Raw genomic sequence first — 18268 nt, 5'->3', positions numbered from 1 at the left:
ATAAACACTTAAATAAAAAGATGAAAATTGTTTGTAGTTACTTATAGAGGAGAGAGAAAAATGAAAATCAAAAAAGCAATTATACCAGCAGCTGGATTAGGAACAAGATTTTTACCTGCTACCAAAGCAATGCCTAAAGAAATGTTACCTATTTTAGATAAACCAACAATTCAATACATAGTTGAGGAAGCTGTTGAAGCAGGAATTGAAGACATTATAATTGTTACAGGAAAACATAAAAGAGCAATTGAAGACCACTTTGACAATCAAAAAGAATTAGAAATGATTTTAGAGGAAAAAGGTAAACAAAAATTACTAGATGAAGTACAACATTCTAGTAATTTAGCTAATATGTTTTATGTAAGACAAAAAGAACAAAAAGGACTTGGACATGCCATTTGGTCTGCTAAACAATTTATTGGTAACGAACCATTTGCAGTTTTACTTGGTGATGATATTGTCCAATCTGAAACGCCTGCAATAAAACAATTAATGAACCAATATGAAGAAACAGGAAAATCAATAATCGGTGTACAACAAGTTGAAGAAAATGAAACACATAGATATGGCATTGTTGATCCTGAATCGTCTAATGAAGGTTTATTTAGTGTTAATAAATTTGTAGAAAAACCAAAAGCAGGTACTGCACCATCAAACTTAGCAATTATGGGGCGTTATGTACTAACACCACAAATATTTGACTATTTAGAGAAACAAGAAATCGGTGCTGGTGGAGAAATCCAACTGACAGATGCAATTGAACGCTTAAATAATAAAGACAAAGTATATGCATATGACTTTAAAGGTGAACGTTACGATGTTGGTGAGAAATTAGGTTTTGTTAAAACAACGATACAATTTGCATTAAATAATGATGAAATGTCACAAGATGTAATTGACTATATAAAATCATTAAATTTATAAAATCATTAAGTACTTGATCAGATCATTTAAATGATTTAGAACATCAATTTTTAAAATAAGAGAGTGAGACAGAAATCAATTTTTAAATGATTTCTGTCTCACTCTCTTTATTATTTTTATGGTACATTACGCCGCTATATTGTTCATCTTTTGACGGGAAATTTAAGATAATTCTTATTAGCAACATGTTAGTTATTGCGATTACACGTCAAAAGTCACATTAACATTTCTTTGTATACCTTTTGATTTTGATAAATTGTAGTTAAAATTGGTGCATCAATATTATGTTGTTTAGCTAGTGTAAGTAAATAGCCTTGTAAGTGATCAGCTTCTATATTGAAACCTTTTTCCATATCACGTTGCATAGAAGTCTTAAAGTGATAGGATAATTGATTAAGTGATTTCATATATTTTGAAACAATGTCCTTATCTATAGGTGCATCTTCAGCACGCATGATTGCAGCTACTTCATTATATAACGTTTCAATAAATGCAGTGCCACCTAAACTATCTCTAATTGGTCCTATGGGCGCGTGCATTAACGTTGTGATTCCAGAAAGTACTGTAATCATTAAATATTTATGCCACATGCCTTGAGTTATGTCTGTACTCATTATGAATGACGCCTTTGTATTAGAGAAAACATCTTGTATAAGCTTTGCACGTTCGCTGTCTTCTCCATTTAATTCACCAAAATAAAGCTTATCAAAATTACTCGTATGCACTATTTCACCAGAAGTGTTCAATGTTGTTTCAATTACACAATAACCTCCCATGATACGTTTTGCATTAAATGCAGATTGTAATTTTGGTATGTGCGCGATTCCATTTAACAAAGGTATAATTGTTGAATTATGATGGATAAAAGGTTTTAAATCATCTATAGCATGTTCAAGATGGTATGACTTTGAAGAAAGCAATACAACGTCAAATGGTTCTACATGATCATGCTTAGTAATAAGATTAGGGTTAAAAGTAAAATCACCATTTTCACTATGGATTGTTAAACCATTTCTTTCAAGATATGACTTTCGTTTAGGGCGAACTAAAAAAGTGACGTGCTTTCCATTTTCAACGAGACGACCACCAAAGTATCCTCCGATTCCACCTGCACCTAAAACTAGAATTCGCATCATCAAACAACTCCCCATAAATATGTATTATTAGATTTAATACTTCTATACCACTATTAAGATACATCTATGCATATAAAATGCTCATGGTAATAATTAGTAATTATATAGTATTTGAAAAATAGCTATTGGTATAAAAAAACTATGTATACAATATAATTTTTGTGTTATTTTTAAGTGTGAAAGGAGAAAAAATATGAAATTTAAAAATACATATACATATAAATGGAAAGATGTTAAATGGTTAGACTTTACTTTACCAGTAATTTATTTTATCAGTTCAATTCTATTTTCTATAATATATATGGTTTTGGCTCTAATAATAAGCATTGTTATAGGTTGGCGAACATCATTTTTTGAAGGACAAATATTTGATAGCGTACAACAAATTATTGAGCTTATGGTTTTTATTGTGTTGTTTGGTATTTGGATATTGTTCTATAGACATTCATTTAAACAACAATTAATGAATGGGATAAAAAATATAAAACACTATTGGAAATTAATAATCGTAACGTTTATTGTATTATTTATATTAAAGGTAATTTATCCAGAATTAGTTAATATATTTGCGCCAGAAGCATGGAAATTTGAAGAAACAGAAAATGATAAATTGATTGAACAAATGTTTGTGACACCATTTTCTACGATTTTAGCATTCTTTTCAGTAGTGATTATTGCACCAGTAACCGAAGAATTTTTATTTCGACACTTACTTATAGGTGAATTAGGGAAAAAATTTAATTTTATTATAATGTCTATAATATCAGTAATCATATTTGCCTCATTACATGTTACTGAAGCTAAATCACCATTAGAAATTGTAATGTATCTATTGATTGCTATAGGTATTGCATTTGTTTATTTAAAGACAGGGAAAAAATTATCTGTAGCGATTGGATTACATGCATTGAATAATTTGGTTGCTTATTGCGCAATGGTTATTATGAATCATTTTTAATAATCAAGTATGGTTTAGGTGTTTCACATGGAACAAAGTATTGTTATAAAGCAGTTTATTACTAATTGTACAGAAAATTCTAAAAATTATATTGACTAAATATGAGTAGAATGCTAGGATTAAATAAATTAAATTACATATTTAAAACTCTTATCTAGAGTGGTGGAGGGATGTGCCCGATGAAACCCAGCAACCGTCGTTAATCGAAATGGTGCTAATTCACAGAAAGTGTAAAGCTTTCGAAGATGAGAGAAGTATTATACCTTCTCTTTTAAAAAATTAAAGAGAAGGTATTTTTTATATATGTAGAAAAGGAGAATAGCATGAAGAAAATTACATATACGCTTTTACTCATAGGTTTAATTAGTGTCTTAACTGCTTGTGGAAAATCTAGTGGAAATGAGGCCAATAAAACAATAACGATAGCAGCATCGCCAGCACCTCATGGTGAAGTATTGGAACACGCTAAGGAAGCAATGGAGAAAAAAGGTTACAATTTAAAAATAAAGACAGTTAATGATTATAAAGTTCCAAATAAATTATTAGATAAAGGTGATGTGGATGCGAATTTCTTCCAACATGTACCGTACCTTAAAGCGGAAAGAAAAGACCATAACTATAATATTGAAGAGGTTGGTAAAGTATTTACAACGCCAATGGGAGTATATAGTCAAAAATATAAAGATATTAAAGATATACCAAAAGGATCAACTATTTATGTATCAAACAATCCTGCTGAAGAGGGAAGATTTTTATCATTCTTTGTTGATAAAGGTTTAGTTAAAATTAAAAAAGGTGTCAAAATTGAAGATGCTAAATTTGAAGATATAGTCGAAAATAAAAAACAACTTAAATTTAATAATAAGCAAGGTGCAGAATTTTTACCTAAAACATATAAAAGTAAAGAAGGCGCAGCAGTTATTATGAATTCTAATTATGCCATTGATAATGGATTAACTCCGCACAAAGATGCAATTGCAGTTGAAGGGAAATCATCTCCATTTGCTAATATAATTGCTGTTCAAAAAGGGCATAAAGATGATAAAAAATACCAAACATTGTTAAAAGTATTACAATCGGATGATATGAAGTCATTTATTAAAAAAGAATATGGTCAAGATGTTATACCATATGAAAGTAAAAAATAATATTATCTAAATATAAATTTCATAGAAAAAGTATGGGACATAAATTCCAGAAAAATAGCACTCAGATGAATTAATCAAATTTATCTGAGTGCTTCTTTATTATCAATATTTCGTATTGTTAGCTCGCTTGCTTAGGGGACAGCTTCAGCCTGTAGTATTCAGCTTGTCCTGTTCCCTCAAGCGTCTCGCTAAAATACGTTGTATTCATAAACTAAATTAATAATGAAAATGTAATTTCTATAATATTTTAATAGTAATTGTCTTTTTTCAATTGATAAGAATTTTATATCTCGGTTTCTTTTTATTTTATAAAAAATTATTTTATTGAAACTTGCTACTAAAATAAATTAGACCTACAATATAAGTGATAAGAACATATATTGTAGGTATTGAAGTATATATTAATAAAAGCATGGTATATATTGATTTGATTGAAAATGAACACTAATTCCTAAAATTACATTTTCAATGGTTAGGCCGTAAATTGATGAATGATGACACGAGAATGCAGTTAATTGATGCACAGAATAAAGATGACATTTTTAAAATATTAAAAGAAATATAGCGGAGGTATAAACAAATGGTATTATTTTTAGAGCCAGAATTTAAAGAACGCATTTGGGGAGGCAGTGGATTGAAATCATTTGATTACACAATTCCTAGTGATCATACTGGAGAATGTTGGGGAATTTCAGCACATCCAAATGGTCCAAATACAATCAAAAATGGTCCGCATAAAGGAAAAACTTTAGACCAAGTATGGAAAGAAGATAGTGCCTTATTTGGTAATCCTAAAGAGAACAAATTTCCATTGCTTACTAAAATATTAGACGCGAATGATAAGTTATCTGTACAAGTGCATCCAAATGATGATTATGCATTAGCACATGAAGGTGAGTATGGTAAGACTGAATGTTGGTATATATTAGATGCTAAAGAAAATGCAGAAATTATATATGGTGTAAATACTAATGATAATGAAGAATTAAACCGCTTAATTGATGAAGGAGCGTTTGAAAGTTTATTTAAACGGGTCAAAGTTAAACTTGGAGAGTTTTATTATGTACCTGCGGGAACAGTGCATGCTATAGGTGAGGGTATACAAATTTTGGAGACACAACAATCTTCTGATACGACATATCGTATTTATGATTATAATCGAACAGATAAAGAAGGTAATCAAAGAGCATTGCACCTTGAACAAAGTAAAGCAGTAATCGACTTAAATAATGCTTCGCCTAATACGGTACCTAAAGACTCGACGATACAAGGTCAAACTTATACAGAATTTGTATCGAATTCATTTTTCACAGTATCACGTTGGCAAATATTAGGTGAATTGACATATGAAAAACCGCAAAGTTATGTATTGTTTTCTGTCATTGAAGGTAAGGGGACGATCAATGTGAATGGTGCGCAGTATGATTTGACTAAAGGTAATCACTTTATCCTTACAGCAGAAGATATAGATATAATAATTACAGGAGAATTAACACTAATTACAAGTTATGTGTAGGTTGTAGAGTATGAATGAGAAATGGAGTGGAGACATGTTGAAATTATGTGTGGATATTGGAGGCACAAAGACCATCGTTGGTGTCGTCAATGAGGAACTTGATATTATTGATAGTAATAAATTTGAAACGATTAAAGAAAGTCCGGAGCAACAATTTGCACAGATTATTAATTATGCTAATCAATTTGTGGAATCATATGAAGATATTGAAACAAATGTACTAAATATCGCAATGCCTGGACCTTGTGATTATACAAAGGGGTTGTTTTTAAATCCTCCTAATTTACAGCAGTATAATCAATTCAATGCGGGGGCGTACATTACACAGCACAGTCAATTTAGTCCGAAATTTGTAAATGATACAGATGCCGCAGCATTAGCAGAATATCAATATATAAAATCAGAAGCGAATGACTTTGTATATCTAACCATTAGTACAGGTGTTGGTATGGCATATGTTAAAGATGGAAAATTGATTTCTGGAGTGGACGGTAACTTTGGAGAAATTGGACATACAGTGATAAAAAATAATAGTGATTATCAATGTCCGGTTTGTCATCAGTATGGTTGTGTAGAAAATGAAATTTCAGGATTAGCGATTAGTAGAAAAGCAAGTACATTATTGGAAAGACCAGTGACAACACGTGAAGCAATTAATATGTATATGCAACATGACAATGAAGCGGTATTTAAAATGGTAGACGAGGTTATTAATTTAACGCAGCAACTATGTAATAACATCTTTAGTATCTTTAATATTTATCATATTGTTTTAGGTGGTGGTGTAACGCAGAGTCCGTTGCCATATAAAGAAACTTTAGGTGCGTACATTCGCAAGCATCACCTTATTCAAAATAGTTCAATTCAAATAGATATCAGTAGCCTTGAAGCTAACGTGTTAACTGGTTTGTACTTTATAAACTAGTAATACAAAAAGACTTCACACAAAATGGAACAATATATATAAAGTGACTTTTATCCTTTATATTGTTTGTATCAGATAATGTGTGAAGTCTTTTTTATAATCTATTTCTTTTTATAGCCCAGAGTTTACGAATATTTAAAGTTTTAGATAACTGATCAGATATCAGTAATCCTAAAGCGATTGCACCGGCAATAAGAATTGCACGAATAAAAGTATTTGTTGCATCTGTAAATTGTAAAGTGACAAGTTGTTGCGTAGCTCTAAACGCAATACTACCAGGAACCAAAGGGATGATACCAGGAATCATGAAAATAACTACTGGCGCTTTAAATATTCGACTCATAATATGGCTTATCAAACCTAATGTTAAGCTACCGAGTAAACTTGTATAAATACTATCCATATGAAAGTTTTCCATCAATATAAAGTAAACCATATAACCCATTGCACCAGCAAAACCAGCTGGAATAAATAATTTTTTTGGTGCATCGTAAATGACATTAAAAAAATAAGATGCACAAAAGCTACATATAAATGTGAAAATAATAGTCATTATGGTCCTCCTTAAAATGTAACATATGCAATAGCAATACCGGATCCAATTGCAAATGCAATGACAAGTGCCTCTAAAAATTTGGCAGTAAACATAAGCATATGGCGTGCAAATAAATCTTGAATTGCAGTTGTAATTAATACACCAGGCACGATAGGCATTACGGAAGCAATCATTGCGGGTCCAAAGGTTTTTTCTATATGAAAGATATGAGATCCGAAAATAATTATTGTACCTAAGATAAACGATCCAACAAATTCTGGTATAAACATTGTTAGTGATTTACTTTGCATTAATTCCACGATATAGAAACCAATAGCGCCAGCAAATAAAGTAGTAATCATTTCAGGCCATGTACCACCTTGTAAATATAAAAAGCATAGAGAAATAATACCAGCGGCAATAACCTTTTTCCATAGTTTGATAGACACTGAACTATGATCAATATGCTTTAATTGTTCAAAAGCCTCTTCGATAGATATATGATTATTCGTTAGTTGACGAGATATGGAATTTACTTGGTATATCTTAAGTAAATTAGTAATATTTTTATCAATTCTTAAAATACGTGTATCATGTTCTGCGCTTAATGAAAAATTAATAAAAACATTAATTACATAACCTTGGCTCTGATAGTAACCCATACATATGGCCATGCGACGCATTGTATCTTCTACTCTTGAAACTTCGGCACCTGAGGAAAGTAATATTTTACCAGCCAGTAGAATAACTTGTATTGTTATTTTGTCCTTTGTTTGCTGCACCATTGGTCCCTCCCTTTTAAACAAATGATTATCGTTATTATCCCAATATTGAGTGTTAATTTCAAAATATTTTTTAATATATGTATATAATTAGTGATTTTTGATGAAGGTAGACTGTGGGTTGTGTGAACGGAGACTGACCTGATAGGGGAAGTTTAAATCATAAGTAATGACTAGAGAAGCAATGAGCGGTTTGAACAAATTAAAAGCGTCCAGACAGGTATGTCTTAGACGCTTATTAAGTAACTTTATTCATGACAGTGAACATTTATTACTTAGAAATTATATGTGTGAATCATTATTCAGAAACTTTATTTGTATTCAAAGCTTTAGATAAACTTTGATCGAGATCAGAAATGATATCGTTAATATTTTCAGTACCTATGGATAATCGAACAAGTTCAGGAACGACACCTGATGCTTGTTGTTCTTCTGGTGACAATTGAAGATGTGTTGTACTAGCTGGATGAATAACTAAAGATTTTGAATCTCCAACATTTGCAAGATGTGAGAATAAACGTAAATTTTCTACAAAATTAGCAATATCATCGACACTACCATCGATACCAAATGTTAAGATGGCACCTTGGCCTTTAGGTAAATATTTTTGACCCAATTCATAATAATTATTGCTTTCTAGTCCTGGATAATTTACCCAAGTTACATTTGGATGTTGCTCTAAATACTGTGCAACACTTAATGCGTTTTCTGAATGACGTTCAAGTCTTAAATGTAACGTTTCTAAACCAATTAAAAATTCATGTACATTAAATGGGGAAACTGCAGAACCCAAATCACGTAAAAGTTGTACACGTGCCTTAGTAATGTAGGCAGCTGCACCAACATCGTTAACATACGATACGCCGTGATAACTTTCATCTGGTTCTACTAAACCAGGGAATTTACCGTTATCCCAGTTGAAATTTCCACTATCCACTATAACACCGCCAATAGATGTGCCATGTCCACCGATAAATTTAGTAGCTGAGTGAACAATAATATCTGCACCAAACTCAAATGGACGTAATAAATAAGGGGTAGGGAAAGTATTATCTACAATTAATGGCACACCATGTTCATGTGCCACTTCTGCTACTGCTTCAATATCTAGAACATCTATTCTTGGATTACCAATAGTTTCAGCATAAACAGCCTTCGTTTTATCTGTAATGGCTTTTTTGAAATTATTTGGATTGCTAGGATCCACAAAGTGAACTTTGATTCCTAATTTTTTAAAGGTAATGTTCAATAAATTGTATGTACCACCATATAAATTTGAAGAAGCGACGATTTCATCACCGGATTCTACAATATTTAATAGAGCTAGATGAATTGCTGCCTGCCCAGATGAGGTCGCTAACGCGCCAATCCCACCTTCTAAAGCGGCGATTCGTTCTTCAAAAACATTTTGCGTAGGATTCATGATTCGTGTATAAATATTACCAGGCTCTGCGAGTGAAAATAAATTTTGTGCATGTGTTGTGCTGTCGAAGACATAACTTGAAGTTTGATAAATTGGTACTGCTCTTGATTTTGAAAAATCATCTACTTCTTGTCCACCGTGAATTGATAAGGTATCTAAATGCCATTGATTCTTAGTCATATATTGTACTCCTCCTATTTTTAGAATTTTCTGATAATTAGACTATACTAGACTGCTCGTTCATTTACAAGGTTTTTCTTACTTATTAAGTAGGAATTGATTTGGAGTGACTAATCACAATATTTTTATGTAAATAAGTTGCAAAACACACTGTTTTTGTATATAATCCTTATCTGTATAGTAGGGAATGAATTACAACGTAATTTCAAGCCATTATGGAGGACTAAAATGATAGCGTATGACTTGATTGGTAATACACCATTGGTATTATTAGAAACATTTAGTGACGAGGATATACAAATATATGCCAAGTTAGAACAGTTTAACCCTGGTGGAAGTATTAAAGATAGACTAGGGAAATTTTTAGTGGAACAAGCAATAGAAGATAATTACATTCAAGAAGGCGATACAATTGTTGATGCATCAGCAGGAAATACAGGGATTGGTTTAGCTATAGCTGCGAATCATTTTAAGTTACGTTGTGTAATTTTCGCGCCAGAAGGATTTTCGGAAGAAAAAATTTCAATTATGAAAGCACTTGGTGTGAACGTTAACAGGACTCGTCGTGCAGATGGTATGCGGGGAGCAAGAGAAGCAGCATACAAATTTGCGCAGGAAAACAACGCATTTTACGTGAATCAATTTGAATCTGATTTGAATCCGAAAGCATATGTGAATTCTTTAGCGAAAGAAATTACCTCATCATTACCTGAAATTAATTATTTTGTAAGTGGTGTTGGATCTGGTGGTACATTTACCGGGGTAGCTCAACACTTGTCTCAATATAATGTCGATAATGTAATTGTTGAACCAGAGGGCTCTATTTTGAGTGGTGGAGAACAACACGTACATGATATTGAAGGCATTGGCGCTGAAGCATGGCCTAACTTTTTGTCCAAAGACTTAATTTCAGACATTATAAAAGTTTCAGATGTTGATGCATTTCGAAATGTGAAACAGTTGGCAAAAGATGAGGGTCTACTAGTTGGTAGTTCTTCAGGAGCAGCTTTACAAGGCGCATTGGAAGTGAAAAAACATATCAATAAAGGGATTATTGTCACGATATTCCCTGATGGTAGCGATCGTTATATGTCGAAGCAAATATTTGATTATAAGGAGAATGTGAAATGAATAAAAAAACAAGATTAATACATGGGGGACTAACTACTGATCCGTATACTGGTGCAGTAACAACGCCAATTTATCAAACAAGCACGTATATGCAAGATGAAATTGGAGATTTAAGACAAGGGTATGAGTATTCTCGTACAGCAAATCCAACAAGAAGTGCGCTTGAAAGTTTGATTGCAGATTTAGAGCAAGGAGAATTTGGATTTGCATTTGGTTCTGGTATGGCAGCAATTTCTGCTGTAATTATGTTGTTGGATAAAGGTGATCATTTACTATTAAACTCAGATGTTTATGGTGGGACATATAGAGCATTAACAAAGGTATTTACACGATATGGTATAGATGTGGACTTTATAGATACTACAGATATTACTAAAGTTGAACAATACATCAAACCAGAAACTAAAATGTTATATATCGAAACACCATCCAATCCATTATTGCGTGTAACAGATATAAAAAAATCTGCGGAAATTGCACAACGTCATCAATTAATTTCGGTTGTAGATAATACATTTATGACACCTTATTTCCAAAATCCATTAGAATTTGGTATCGATATTGTTTTACACTCTGCAACAAAATATTTAGGCGGTCACAGTGATGTTGTTAGTGGTTTAATTGCTACAAAGGATGCAAACTTAGCAGAACGAATTGGATTCATTCAAAATTCAACTGGTGGTGTACTTGGTCCACAAGATAGTTATTTATTAATAAGAGGTATTAAAACATTAGGTTTACGTATGGAACAAGTACAAAAAAATACTTTAGCAATCATTGAAATGTTGCAAGCACATCCATCGGTACAACAAGTATTCCACCCAAGTATTGAGACACATTTAAATCATGATGTGCATAAGAATCAAGCAGATGGTCATACGGGTGTAGTAGCATTTGAAGTCAAAGATATTGAACTTGCAAAATCTGTGATTCGGAAGTCACAATATTTCACTTTAGCTGAAAGTTTAGGCGCTGTGGAGAGTTTAATATCGGTTCCCGCTTTGATGACACATGCGTCTATACCAAAGGATATTAGAGAAAAAGAAGGCATTGCTGATGGATTGATACGTCTTTCTGTTGGTATTGAAGATACACAAGATTTAGTAGATGATTTAAGACAAGCTTTAGACGCTGTTAATGAATAATTTCCTAGGAAATAGCGAATAACTAGGAGATAAACACTAAAAAAGCCAGAAAATGAGTTTTATAGTCATTTTCTGGCTTTTAATTTACGATATTTTTCGTATTATTGGTTCGCTTATTTTGAGATTGAATATTTATGTCCTGGTCTCTTGAGCTTTATAGTAACTATTTATCAAATAGTGTATTTATTTTATCCTTGATTGAACTCAATTTCTGATCGATGTCACTTAATAACTGATTCACCTTAGATTGATCTTCATTATTTAATTGTGCATTGTTTGCTTCTTTTAATTTATCTGCTTGTTGTTGAAAATCTTCTGTTAGTGATTTATCAGTAGTATTGTGTTCGTTATTTTTTAAACTGTCTATTTTTTGTTGTAGGTTATTGATAATTGCTTCACTATTTTTGTTGTTTTGAATTTTATCTTTTGCATTATTAATTTGGTTATTAATGTCGCTTGACTGTGTCTGTTGTTGATAGTCATTGGATGCATTCGGTTGGTTACCTTCATGTTGTTCTGTTGCATGTTGGTTAGTATCATTTGATACAGTACTATTTTTATGAATGAAGAACAGTGTTAAACATACGGCAACGATAGCAACTAGAACAATAATAATAGCGATTAACCATTTTTTAGATTTATGAGATTTTTCATTTTCATACTCTAATTGTTGCTCTCGTCTTTGATCTCGCTCATTATAATAATGACTTTCTTCTAATCTTCTATCTTCCTCGTATTCACGCTTGTTTCTTTCAGTACGTTTCATAATTACCACTTCCTATTTATTTAGAAATTATGTACTTCTTTCATATTATTTTAATGATTATCTAAAGATTTGCAAACTTCTTTATATGTAAATATATGATAATATTTTATTTTGAGTGAAAATCGTGAAGTGATTTAGAAATCTATAATTGATATTATAGAAAGTTAAATGAGTGTTTATTAAGCTAATCATCGAGGAACTGTTTTTGTTATTTATGAAGCAATTAAATGGTATTTATAAAAAACCATCTGACTATCATATCAGACGGCTTTGCTTACTTTAATATTATTTCTTTTTGGGAATCCCTATGACATGACCTAATTGATTAGGTTGATCAAATGAAGTTTGTTGCTGATAATAGTTTGCAATTTTTTCATAAACTTCAGTAGGGAAAGTGGTGCTTTTTCTTGTTTGAAAGTCAACAGCCATCATCATTACTTCATATGTAGCACAGCGTTCATCATTCGTATTATACATTGTTAAAAATAAATGCACGCGCTTTTCATCGAAATCATGCAGTTGTACTTTGATATAAAAAGGTTCTTCTACCAATAATTCTTTTAAAAATGAAATATGTGCTTCTAGACTGAATATTGTAACGTTTAAATCGTTTCTATAGTCTTTAGATAATTCTACTGATTCAAAAAAACCAACGACTGCATCACTAAATAAGTCATAATATTTTGCGTCATGTAAATGTTGGTTATGATCAATCCAATCAGGATGTACAGTATTGTTATAAATATAAGATTCTGTCACCTAAATACGCCTCCTAAAATAATGCTATTATATAATATTATGGCATAAATAGAGTTCATATTGTAGATTTTAAATTGTGTATAATTCAATAATTAACAGCCCGAGACAATAGTAATATCTCAGGCTGTATTTTTAAATTGATACGTTAGACATACTGTACGATTGCTTGCTTATCGCTAGTAATATGAAACATTTAATATTTTCTTAAAAAATTGATATCACGATTAAAAATTGTTTGATTAACATATTGTTGAGTGGTCGTTAAAATATTTTCTATAAGCTGTGTTTTGTTAGAGAGAATACGTAAACTGAAACCATGTGTCGCAAGTTTAGTAATACCAATTCTGCAATCATGTGTTTGCTGGAAATGTTTAATTTCGTCATACAGCATATCTATCATTTTTTGTGTTACTTGTGGATGAATAAAAAAGCAAGATCCTAGATGTGTATAGCCTTCCATGTAACCAATATCATAAACTGACTGTTTTTTAGGTTCTAAACGCATGTGATCGTAAACAACTAGTATTTGATCAATATAAATTTCATTCAGTAACTGCATATAATTATAACTAAATTGCTTATCTGTTTTTGAGTATCCTGGTGTTAGTATATCAGTGTAAAATAACGAGCTTGAAGCCGTTAAATTAAAAGTATTATGTTGGTAAAATTTAGCATTTTCAAATGCAATAATTGGATCGCCTACATATTCAAGATGACCGTTTTCCTTAATATTAAAATGTTGGTATTGTTCTACACGATCGCAGGGCGTTTTATAGATTTTTGTTGCACCTTGTGATGTTAGTATCACAGATGCATTATCTTCTACATTAAAATTCATCACATAGCGATCTCCATCAAGGTATCCACCACCAACATTTACAATATAAAATGTTGGAATAGTGGATTGATTTAAATAAATAGGGCGCATCACTTTTAATGCTTTTTCAAAAAAGATATCACGTGCAACTGACCTTTTACCATTATTGAAGACTGTTAAATTTAATTGTCCTGTCCATGTTGTGTTAGATTTTGGCATTAAACCAATCCTTTTAAAAACACATCTTGTTCAATCCAATCAATAACCTCATCTAGTCCTTCATCTGTCTTGAGATTTGTAAAAGCAAATGGACGAGTAGAACGAAAAGCTTTTGTATCGATGGCCATTTGTTCTAAAGAAGCACCGACATATGGTGCTAAATCTGTTTTATTGATGACGAAGAAATCTGATTTAATCATACCTTGTCCACCTTTACGTGGAATTTTTTCACCTTGCGCAACATCGATAATGTAAATTGAAAAATCAACTAATTCCGGACTGAATGTCGCTGCTAAATTATCGCCGCCGGATTCTATAAAGATTAATTCGATATCTTCGTTACGTTCAAGTAACTCATCTATTGCAGCGAAATTCATAGATGCATCTTCACGAATGGCTGTATGTGGACACCCGCCAGTTTCAACACCGATAATTCTATCTTCTGGCAATACGCCAGAATTAACTAGAATTTTTTCGTCTTCTTTTGTATAAATATCATTTGTGATTACACCAATACTCTTTTCTGTTGAGAGTCTGTTCACAATTTTTTCTATAAGTTGTGTTTTTCCTGCGCCTACAGGGCCGCCAATACCTATTTTTATTACATCTGACATAATTTTCCTCCTAATTTTATGATATGAAAATTCTTACATTTACGTTTTCGTGTTCCATTTGATTTATCTCTAATCCTGGGGCAGTAAGGCCTAAATCAGATTCTGATAAAGTGAAAATATGTTTACGAGTTTTATGCATAATGGGAATCATCTGCTCTATTATACGTTGACCAGCTGTTTGACCAAGCGGTATTGCACGTACTGCATTCTGAGTTAAACTTGAAACGTTTTGATATAAGTAATAATCGATAATCGTTTCAATTTTCACATCAAAGTAATGTCCAAGTATGGTAAAACAAATTGCAGGATGAAGATGTACGTTTTTATTTTTCATTTGCTCATGATACCAACGCATCCAATCACTTTGATATAACTCAAGTGCTAATTTCACCATACGATTTCCCATTTGTTTTGCGCCTTGACGAGTTTCTTTAGGCAAACTTTGCACAAACAATAAATGATCTAAACGAATCAATGATTGTGTATCGTTATCTTGTAAAGCTTTATATACTAATCGCATCGTCAGGCCATCTGAGTAGGTAAGTTGTTCATTAATAAACAATGTTAGCCACTGTTGGAATGTTGTCTCGTCATATACTGAACCTCTTTGAATATAGGTTTCTAGTCCAAATGAATGGCTAAATCCACCAGTAGGAAACTGAGAATCGCAAAATTGAAACAAGCGCAAGTTTGCGTGATTAATCATGTGAATGACCTATATGTCTGAATGCTTGATTCACTTTACGATCTTCATGTGAATAAGGAATAGCTAAATCTTTGAGTAATGATTCAACAAGATAGTCATATTGAACTAACATTTCTGTTTCGGTAAATTGTGCTGGTAAGTGTCTGTTTCCTAATTGGTGCGCGATATCACCCATTTCTTGTAAATTACGAGGTTTAATTACAAGTAAATCTTCAGAATTAACATCGATAATAATCATATTAGTATCATCTTTGTATAAGATATCTCCGTACTGTAAGTCTATGGGTTGCTTTAAACGAATACCTAGTTCGTTGCCATGATCAGTTTTAACACGTTGTATACGTTTTACTAAATCAGAATTTTCAAGATAAACTTTTTCAATATGTTTGCCTTTTTCGTGTTCTGGTAGATTTGCAATATTACCTACGATTTCTTCTACTATCATATATTTTCCTCCTAAAATAAAAAATATCGTTGAGTCAGAGGTAGTGTTTTTGCTGGCTCACTAGTGATTTTTTTACCATCTACAAATACTTCATAAGTTTGTGGATCTACTTCTAATTTTGGCGTTGCACTATTGTTTTTCATATCTTTCTTACTTAATTTGCGTATGTTATGTACTGGTCTGAGCTTACGTTTTAAACCAAGTAGCTGTCCAATGTCATTTTCATATGCAGTTGTAGAAACAAAAGTCATAGATGTACTTTGCATGTTGCCGCCATACTGTCCATACATTTTTCTATATTTCAATGGTTCTGAAGTAGGGATAGAACCGTTAGCATCACCATTGATTGCAGTATTAATCAATCCACCTTTAATAATGACATCTGGTTTAACGCCAAAAAATGCTGGTTCCCACATAATTAAATCAGCTAATTTGCCTTCATCGACAGATCCGACATAATCGGAGATGCCATGCGTAATCGCTGGATTAATAGTATATTTAGCAATGTAACGTTTAATTCTATTGTTATCATCGTAATCGCTATCACCTTTTAATGAACCACGTTGTTCTTTCATTCGATGAGCAACTTGCCATGTTCGAGTAATGACTTCCCCGACACGTCCCATTGCTTGAGAGTCTGAACTAACCATACTAAATACACCCATATCTTGAAGCACATCTTCTGCTGCAATCGTTTCTTTACGAATACGTGAGTCTGCAAAAGCGATATCTTCTGGTATTGCTGCATTGAGATGGTGTGTAATCATAACCATATCTAAATGTTCGTCAACAGTATTAATTGTATAGGGGAGTGTTGGGTTCGTAGATGAAGGGAGAATGTTCGAATAAGATGCTGACTTAATTAAGTCAGGCGCATGTCCACCACCTGCACCTTCAGTATGGTACATGTGTAAAACGCGGTCCTTTACTGCTGCCATTGTTTCTTCCATAAAGCCAGCTTCATTTAGTGTGTCAGCATGTAAAGCCACTTGGATGTCGTATTCATCTGCAACACTTAATGCATGATGTAATGCTGAAGGCGTTGCGCCCCAATCTTCATGAACCTTTAATCCGATAACACCGGCATGAATTTGTTCAACTAGTGCGGTAGGATTAGCCGCTTGACCTTTTCCTGTGAATCCAATATTTAAAGGTAGTGCTTCTGCCGCTTCTAACATACGATGGATATGCCATGGACCAGCAGTTACAGTAGTTGCTTTTGAACCTTCAGATGCACCTGTACCTCCACCAATATGTGTAGTGATACCGCTTTCTAAAGCTACTTGTGATTGTTCTGGATTGATAAAGTGTACGTGGGTATCGATACCACCAGCAGTAATAATTTTGCCTTCTCCAGAAATGATATCGGTTGTCGCACCAATAATGATATCTACATTATCCATAATATCAGGGTTGCCGGACTTACCAATGCTCATGATATACCCATTTTTTACTCCGATATCAGCTTTTACGATTTTATCATAATCAATAATCATTGCGTTTGTGATGACTAAGTCAGCTACTTGTTTGTCATCACGTGTAACGTTAGGGTTTTGAGCCATACCATCACGTATCGATTTACCACCGCCAAACGTTGCTTCATCACCATATATAGCATAATCCTTTTCTACTTTAGCAAATAAATTAGTATCACCAAGTCTCACTGAGTCACCAAGCGTTGGGCCATAAAGACTGGTATATTGTGATTGTGTCATCTTGAAACTCATGATTTATACCCACTTTCTTTATTCACATTTTTACTATCATCTTTGTCTATCTGAAGTGCTTCATCAGTATGATTTTTAGGTTGGTAGACGCGTGATTCATCAATTGTTCCATTCACATCACCATGAAAACCATATACTTTACGGTTACCACGATACGGCACAAGTTGAATTTCCTTTTCATCACCTGGTTCGAAACGTACTGCAGCACCAGCCGGAATATCTAAGCGTTTCCCGTACGCCTTTTCTCGATCAAATTGAAGTGCAGGATTAGCTTCGAAGAAATGATAATGAGAACCAACTTGAATCGGTCTATCACCAGTGTTTTTGACGTTTAATACAGTACCTGTTAGTCCTTTATTAACTTCAATATTAGTATTATTGACTATAATTTCACCTGGTTTCAATATATATC

Annotated in this window: 19 protein-coding genes and 1 riboswitch; of the genes, 7 read left to right on the top strand and 12 right to left on the bottom strand. The window is 32.6% G+C overall.

Annotated features, from left to right (window positions below; translation table 11 throughout):
• Positions 1–60: 60 nt before the first annotated feature.
• Positions 61–924: a UTP--glucose-1-phosphate uridylyltransferase GalU gene (galU, locus tag MHZ36_RS07305; protein ID WP_239230724.1), complete on the top strand. Its 864-nt coding sequence runs from the start codon at positions 61–63 to the stop codon at positions 922–924.
• A 215-nt stretch (positions 925–1139) separates the two neighbouring features.
• On the opposite strand, the gene panE is transcribed toward galU, so the two are convergent.
• Positions 1140–2057 (bottom strand): 2-dehydropantoate 2-reductase, encoded by a 918-nt coding sequence (panE, locus tag MHZ36_RS07300; RefSeq protein ID WP_239230900.1) that lies wholly within the window; start codon positions 2055–2057, stop codon positions 1140–1142.
• A gap of 196 nt (positions 2058–2253) precedes the next feature.
• On the opposite strand from panE, the gene MHZ36_RS07295 reads away from it, so the two are divergent.
• The 4 genes from MHZ36_RS07295 (at position 2254) to MHZ36_RS07280 (ending at position 6607) form a co-directional block, all read left to right on the top strand.
• On the top strand, positions 2254–3018 hold the full coding sequence (locus MHZ36_RS07295; protein ID WP_239230722.1) for a CPBP family intramembrane glutamic endopeptidase: 765 nt from the start codon (positions 2254–2256) through the stop codon (positions 3016–3018).
• 147 nt (positions 3019–3165) lie between these two features.
• Positions 3166–3270, top strand: a riboswitch (SAM riboswitch).
• A gap of 71 nt (positions 3271–3341) precedes the next feature.
• Positions 3342–4166, top strand: coding sequence for a MetQ/NlpA family ABC transporter substrate-binding protein (locus MHZ36_RS07290; protein WP_239230720.1), 825 nt, complete (start codon positions 3342–3344; stop codon positions 4164–4166).
• 580 nt (positions 4167–4746) lie between these two features.
• The gene (manA, locus tag MHZ36_RS07285; protein WP_239230717.1) at positions 4747–5682 is read left to right on the top strand and encodes a mannose-6-phosphate isomerase, class I; all 936 of its coding nucleotides are present in this window, start codon (positions 4747–4749) and stop codon (positions 5680–5682) included.
• A gap of 10 nt (positions 5683–5692) precedes the next feature.
• Entirely contained in the window at positions 5693–6607 is a 915-nt protein-coding gene (locus MHZ36_RS07280) for an ROK family protein (RefSeq protein WP_239230715.1), read from the top strand.
• A 94-nt stretch (positions 6608–6701) separates the two neighbouring features.
• On the opposite strand, the gene MHZ36_RS07275 is transcribed toward MHZ36_RS07280, so the two are convergent.
• The 3 genes from MHZ36_RS07275 to MHZ36_RS07265 form a co-directional block, all read right to left on the bottom strand.
• Positions 6702–7160: a threonine/serine exporter family protein gene (locus MHZ36_RS07275; protein WP_239230713.1), complete on the bottom strand. Its 459-nt coding sequence runs from the start codon at positions 7158–7160 to the stop codon at positions 6702–6704.
• Positions 7161–7171: 11 nt separating this feature from the next.
• Positions 7172–7927: a threonine/serine exporter family protein gene (locus tag MHZ36_RS07270; protein ID WP_275432168.1), complete on the bottom strand. Its 756-nt coding sequence runs from the start codon at positions 7925–7927 to the stop codon at positions 7172–7174.
• A 295-nt stretch (positions 7928–8222) separates the two neighbouring features.
• Entirely contained in the window at positions 8223–9527 is a 1305-nt protein-coding gene (locus MHZ36_RS07265) for a homocysteine synthase (RefSeq protein ID WP_239230709.1), read from the bottom strand.
• Positions 9528–9755: 228 nt separating this feature from the next.
• Between MHZ36_RS07265 and MHZ36_RS07260 the strand changes: the two genes are divergently transcribed.
• Complete coding sequence (locus MHZ36_RS07260; protein ID WP_239230707.1) at positions 9756–10658, top strand: PLP-dependent cysteine synthase family protein; 903 nt, start codon at positions 9756–9758, stop codon at positions 10656–10658.
• Positions 10655–11803: a bifunctional cystathionine gamma-lyase/homocysteine desulfhydrase gene (locus MHZ36_RS07255; RefSeq protein ID WP_239230704.1), complete on the top strand. Its 1149-nt coding sequence runs from the start codon at positions 10655–10657 to the stop codon at positions 11801–11803. The genes MHZ36_RS07260 and MHZ36_RS07255 overlap by 4 nt, the downstream gene beginning before the upstream one ends.
• 163 nt (positions 11804–11966) lie before the next feature.
• Here the strand turns inward: MHZ36_RS07255 and MHZ36_RS07250 are convergent, their stop codons facing one another.
• From MHZ36_RS07250 to MHZ36_RS07215, 8 genes are all read right to left on the bottom strand, one after another.
• Positions 11967–12569, bottom strand: coding sequence for a hypothetical protein (locus tag MHZ36_RS07250; protein WP_239230701.1), 603 nt, complete (start codon positions 12567–12569; stop codon positions 11967–11969).
• A 285-nt stretch (positions 12570–12854) separates the two neighbouring features.
• The gene (locus tag MHZ36_RS07245) at positions 12855–13328 is read right to left on the bottom strand and encodes a thioesterase family protein (protein WP_239230699.1); all 474 of its coding nucleotides are present in this window, start codon (positions 13326–13328) and stop codon (positions 12855–12857) included.
• 193 nt (positions 13329–13521) lie between these two features.
• Positions 13522–14364 (bottom strand): urease accessory protein UreD, encoded by an 843-nt coding sequence (locus tag MHZ36_RS07240; RefSeq protein ID WP_239230697.1) that lies wholly within the window; start codon positions 14362–14364, stop codon positions 13522–13524.
• Complete coding sequence (gene ureG, locus MHZ36_RS07235; RefSeq protein ID WP_239230695.1) at positions 14364–14978, bottom strand: urease accessory protein UreG; 615 nt, start codon at positions 14976–14978, stop codon at positions 14364–14366. The genes MHZ36_RS07240 and ureG overlap by 1 nt, the downstream gene beginning before the upstream one ends.
• A gap of 16 nt (positions 14979–14994) precedes the next feature.
• Positions 14995–15684: an urease accessory protein UreF gene (locus MHZ36_RS07230; RefSeq protein WP_239230693.1), complete on the bottom strand. Its 690-nt coding sequence runs from the start codon at positions 15682–15684 to the stop codon at positions 14995–14997.
• Complete coding sequence (ureE, locus tag MHZ36_RS07225; protein ID WP_239230691.1) at positions 15677–16129, bottom strand: urease accessory protein UreE; 453 nt, start codon at positions 16127–16129, stop codon at positions 15677–15679. The genes MHZ36_RS07230 and ureE overlap by 8 nt, the downstream gene beginning before the upstream one ends.
• Positions 16130–16140: 11 nt before the next feature.
• Positions 16141–17856: an urease subunit alpha gene (gene ureC / locus MHZ36_RS07220; RefSeq protein WP_239230690.1), complete on the bottom strand. Its 1716-nt coding sequence runs from the start codon at positions 17854–17856 to the stop codon at positions 16141–16143.
• Positions 17853–18260 (bottom strand): urease subunit beta, encoded by a 408-nt coding sequence (locus tag MHZ36_RS07215; protein ID WP_239230688.1) that lies wholly within the window; start codon positions 18258–18260, stop codon positions 17853–17855. Before MHZ36_RS07215 ends, ureC begins: the two co-directional genes overlap by 4 nt.
• Between the last annotated feature and the right edge of the window lie 8 nt (positions 18261–18268).

Origin of the sequence: Staphylococcus sp. ACRSN (genome assembly GCF_022346615.1) — a bacterium.
Taxonomy (GTDB): domain Bacteria; phylum Bacillota; class Bacilli; order Staphylococcales; family Staphylococcaceae; genus Staphylococcus.
This window is presented reverse-complemented; position numbering and strand designations above follow the sequence as displayed.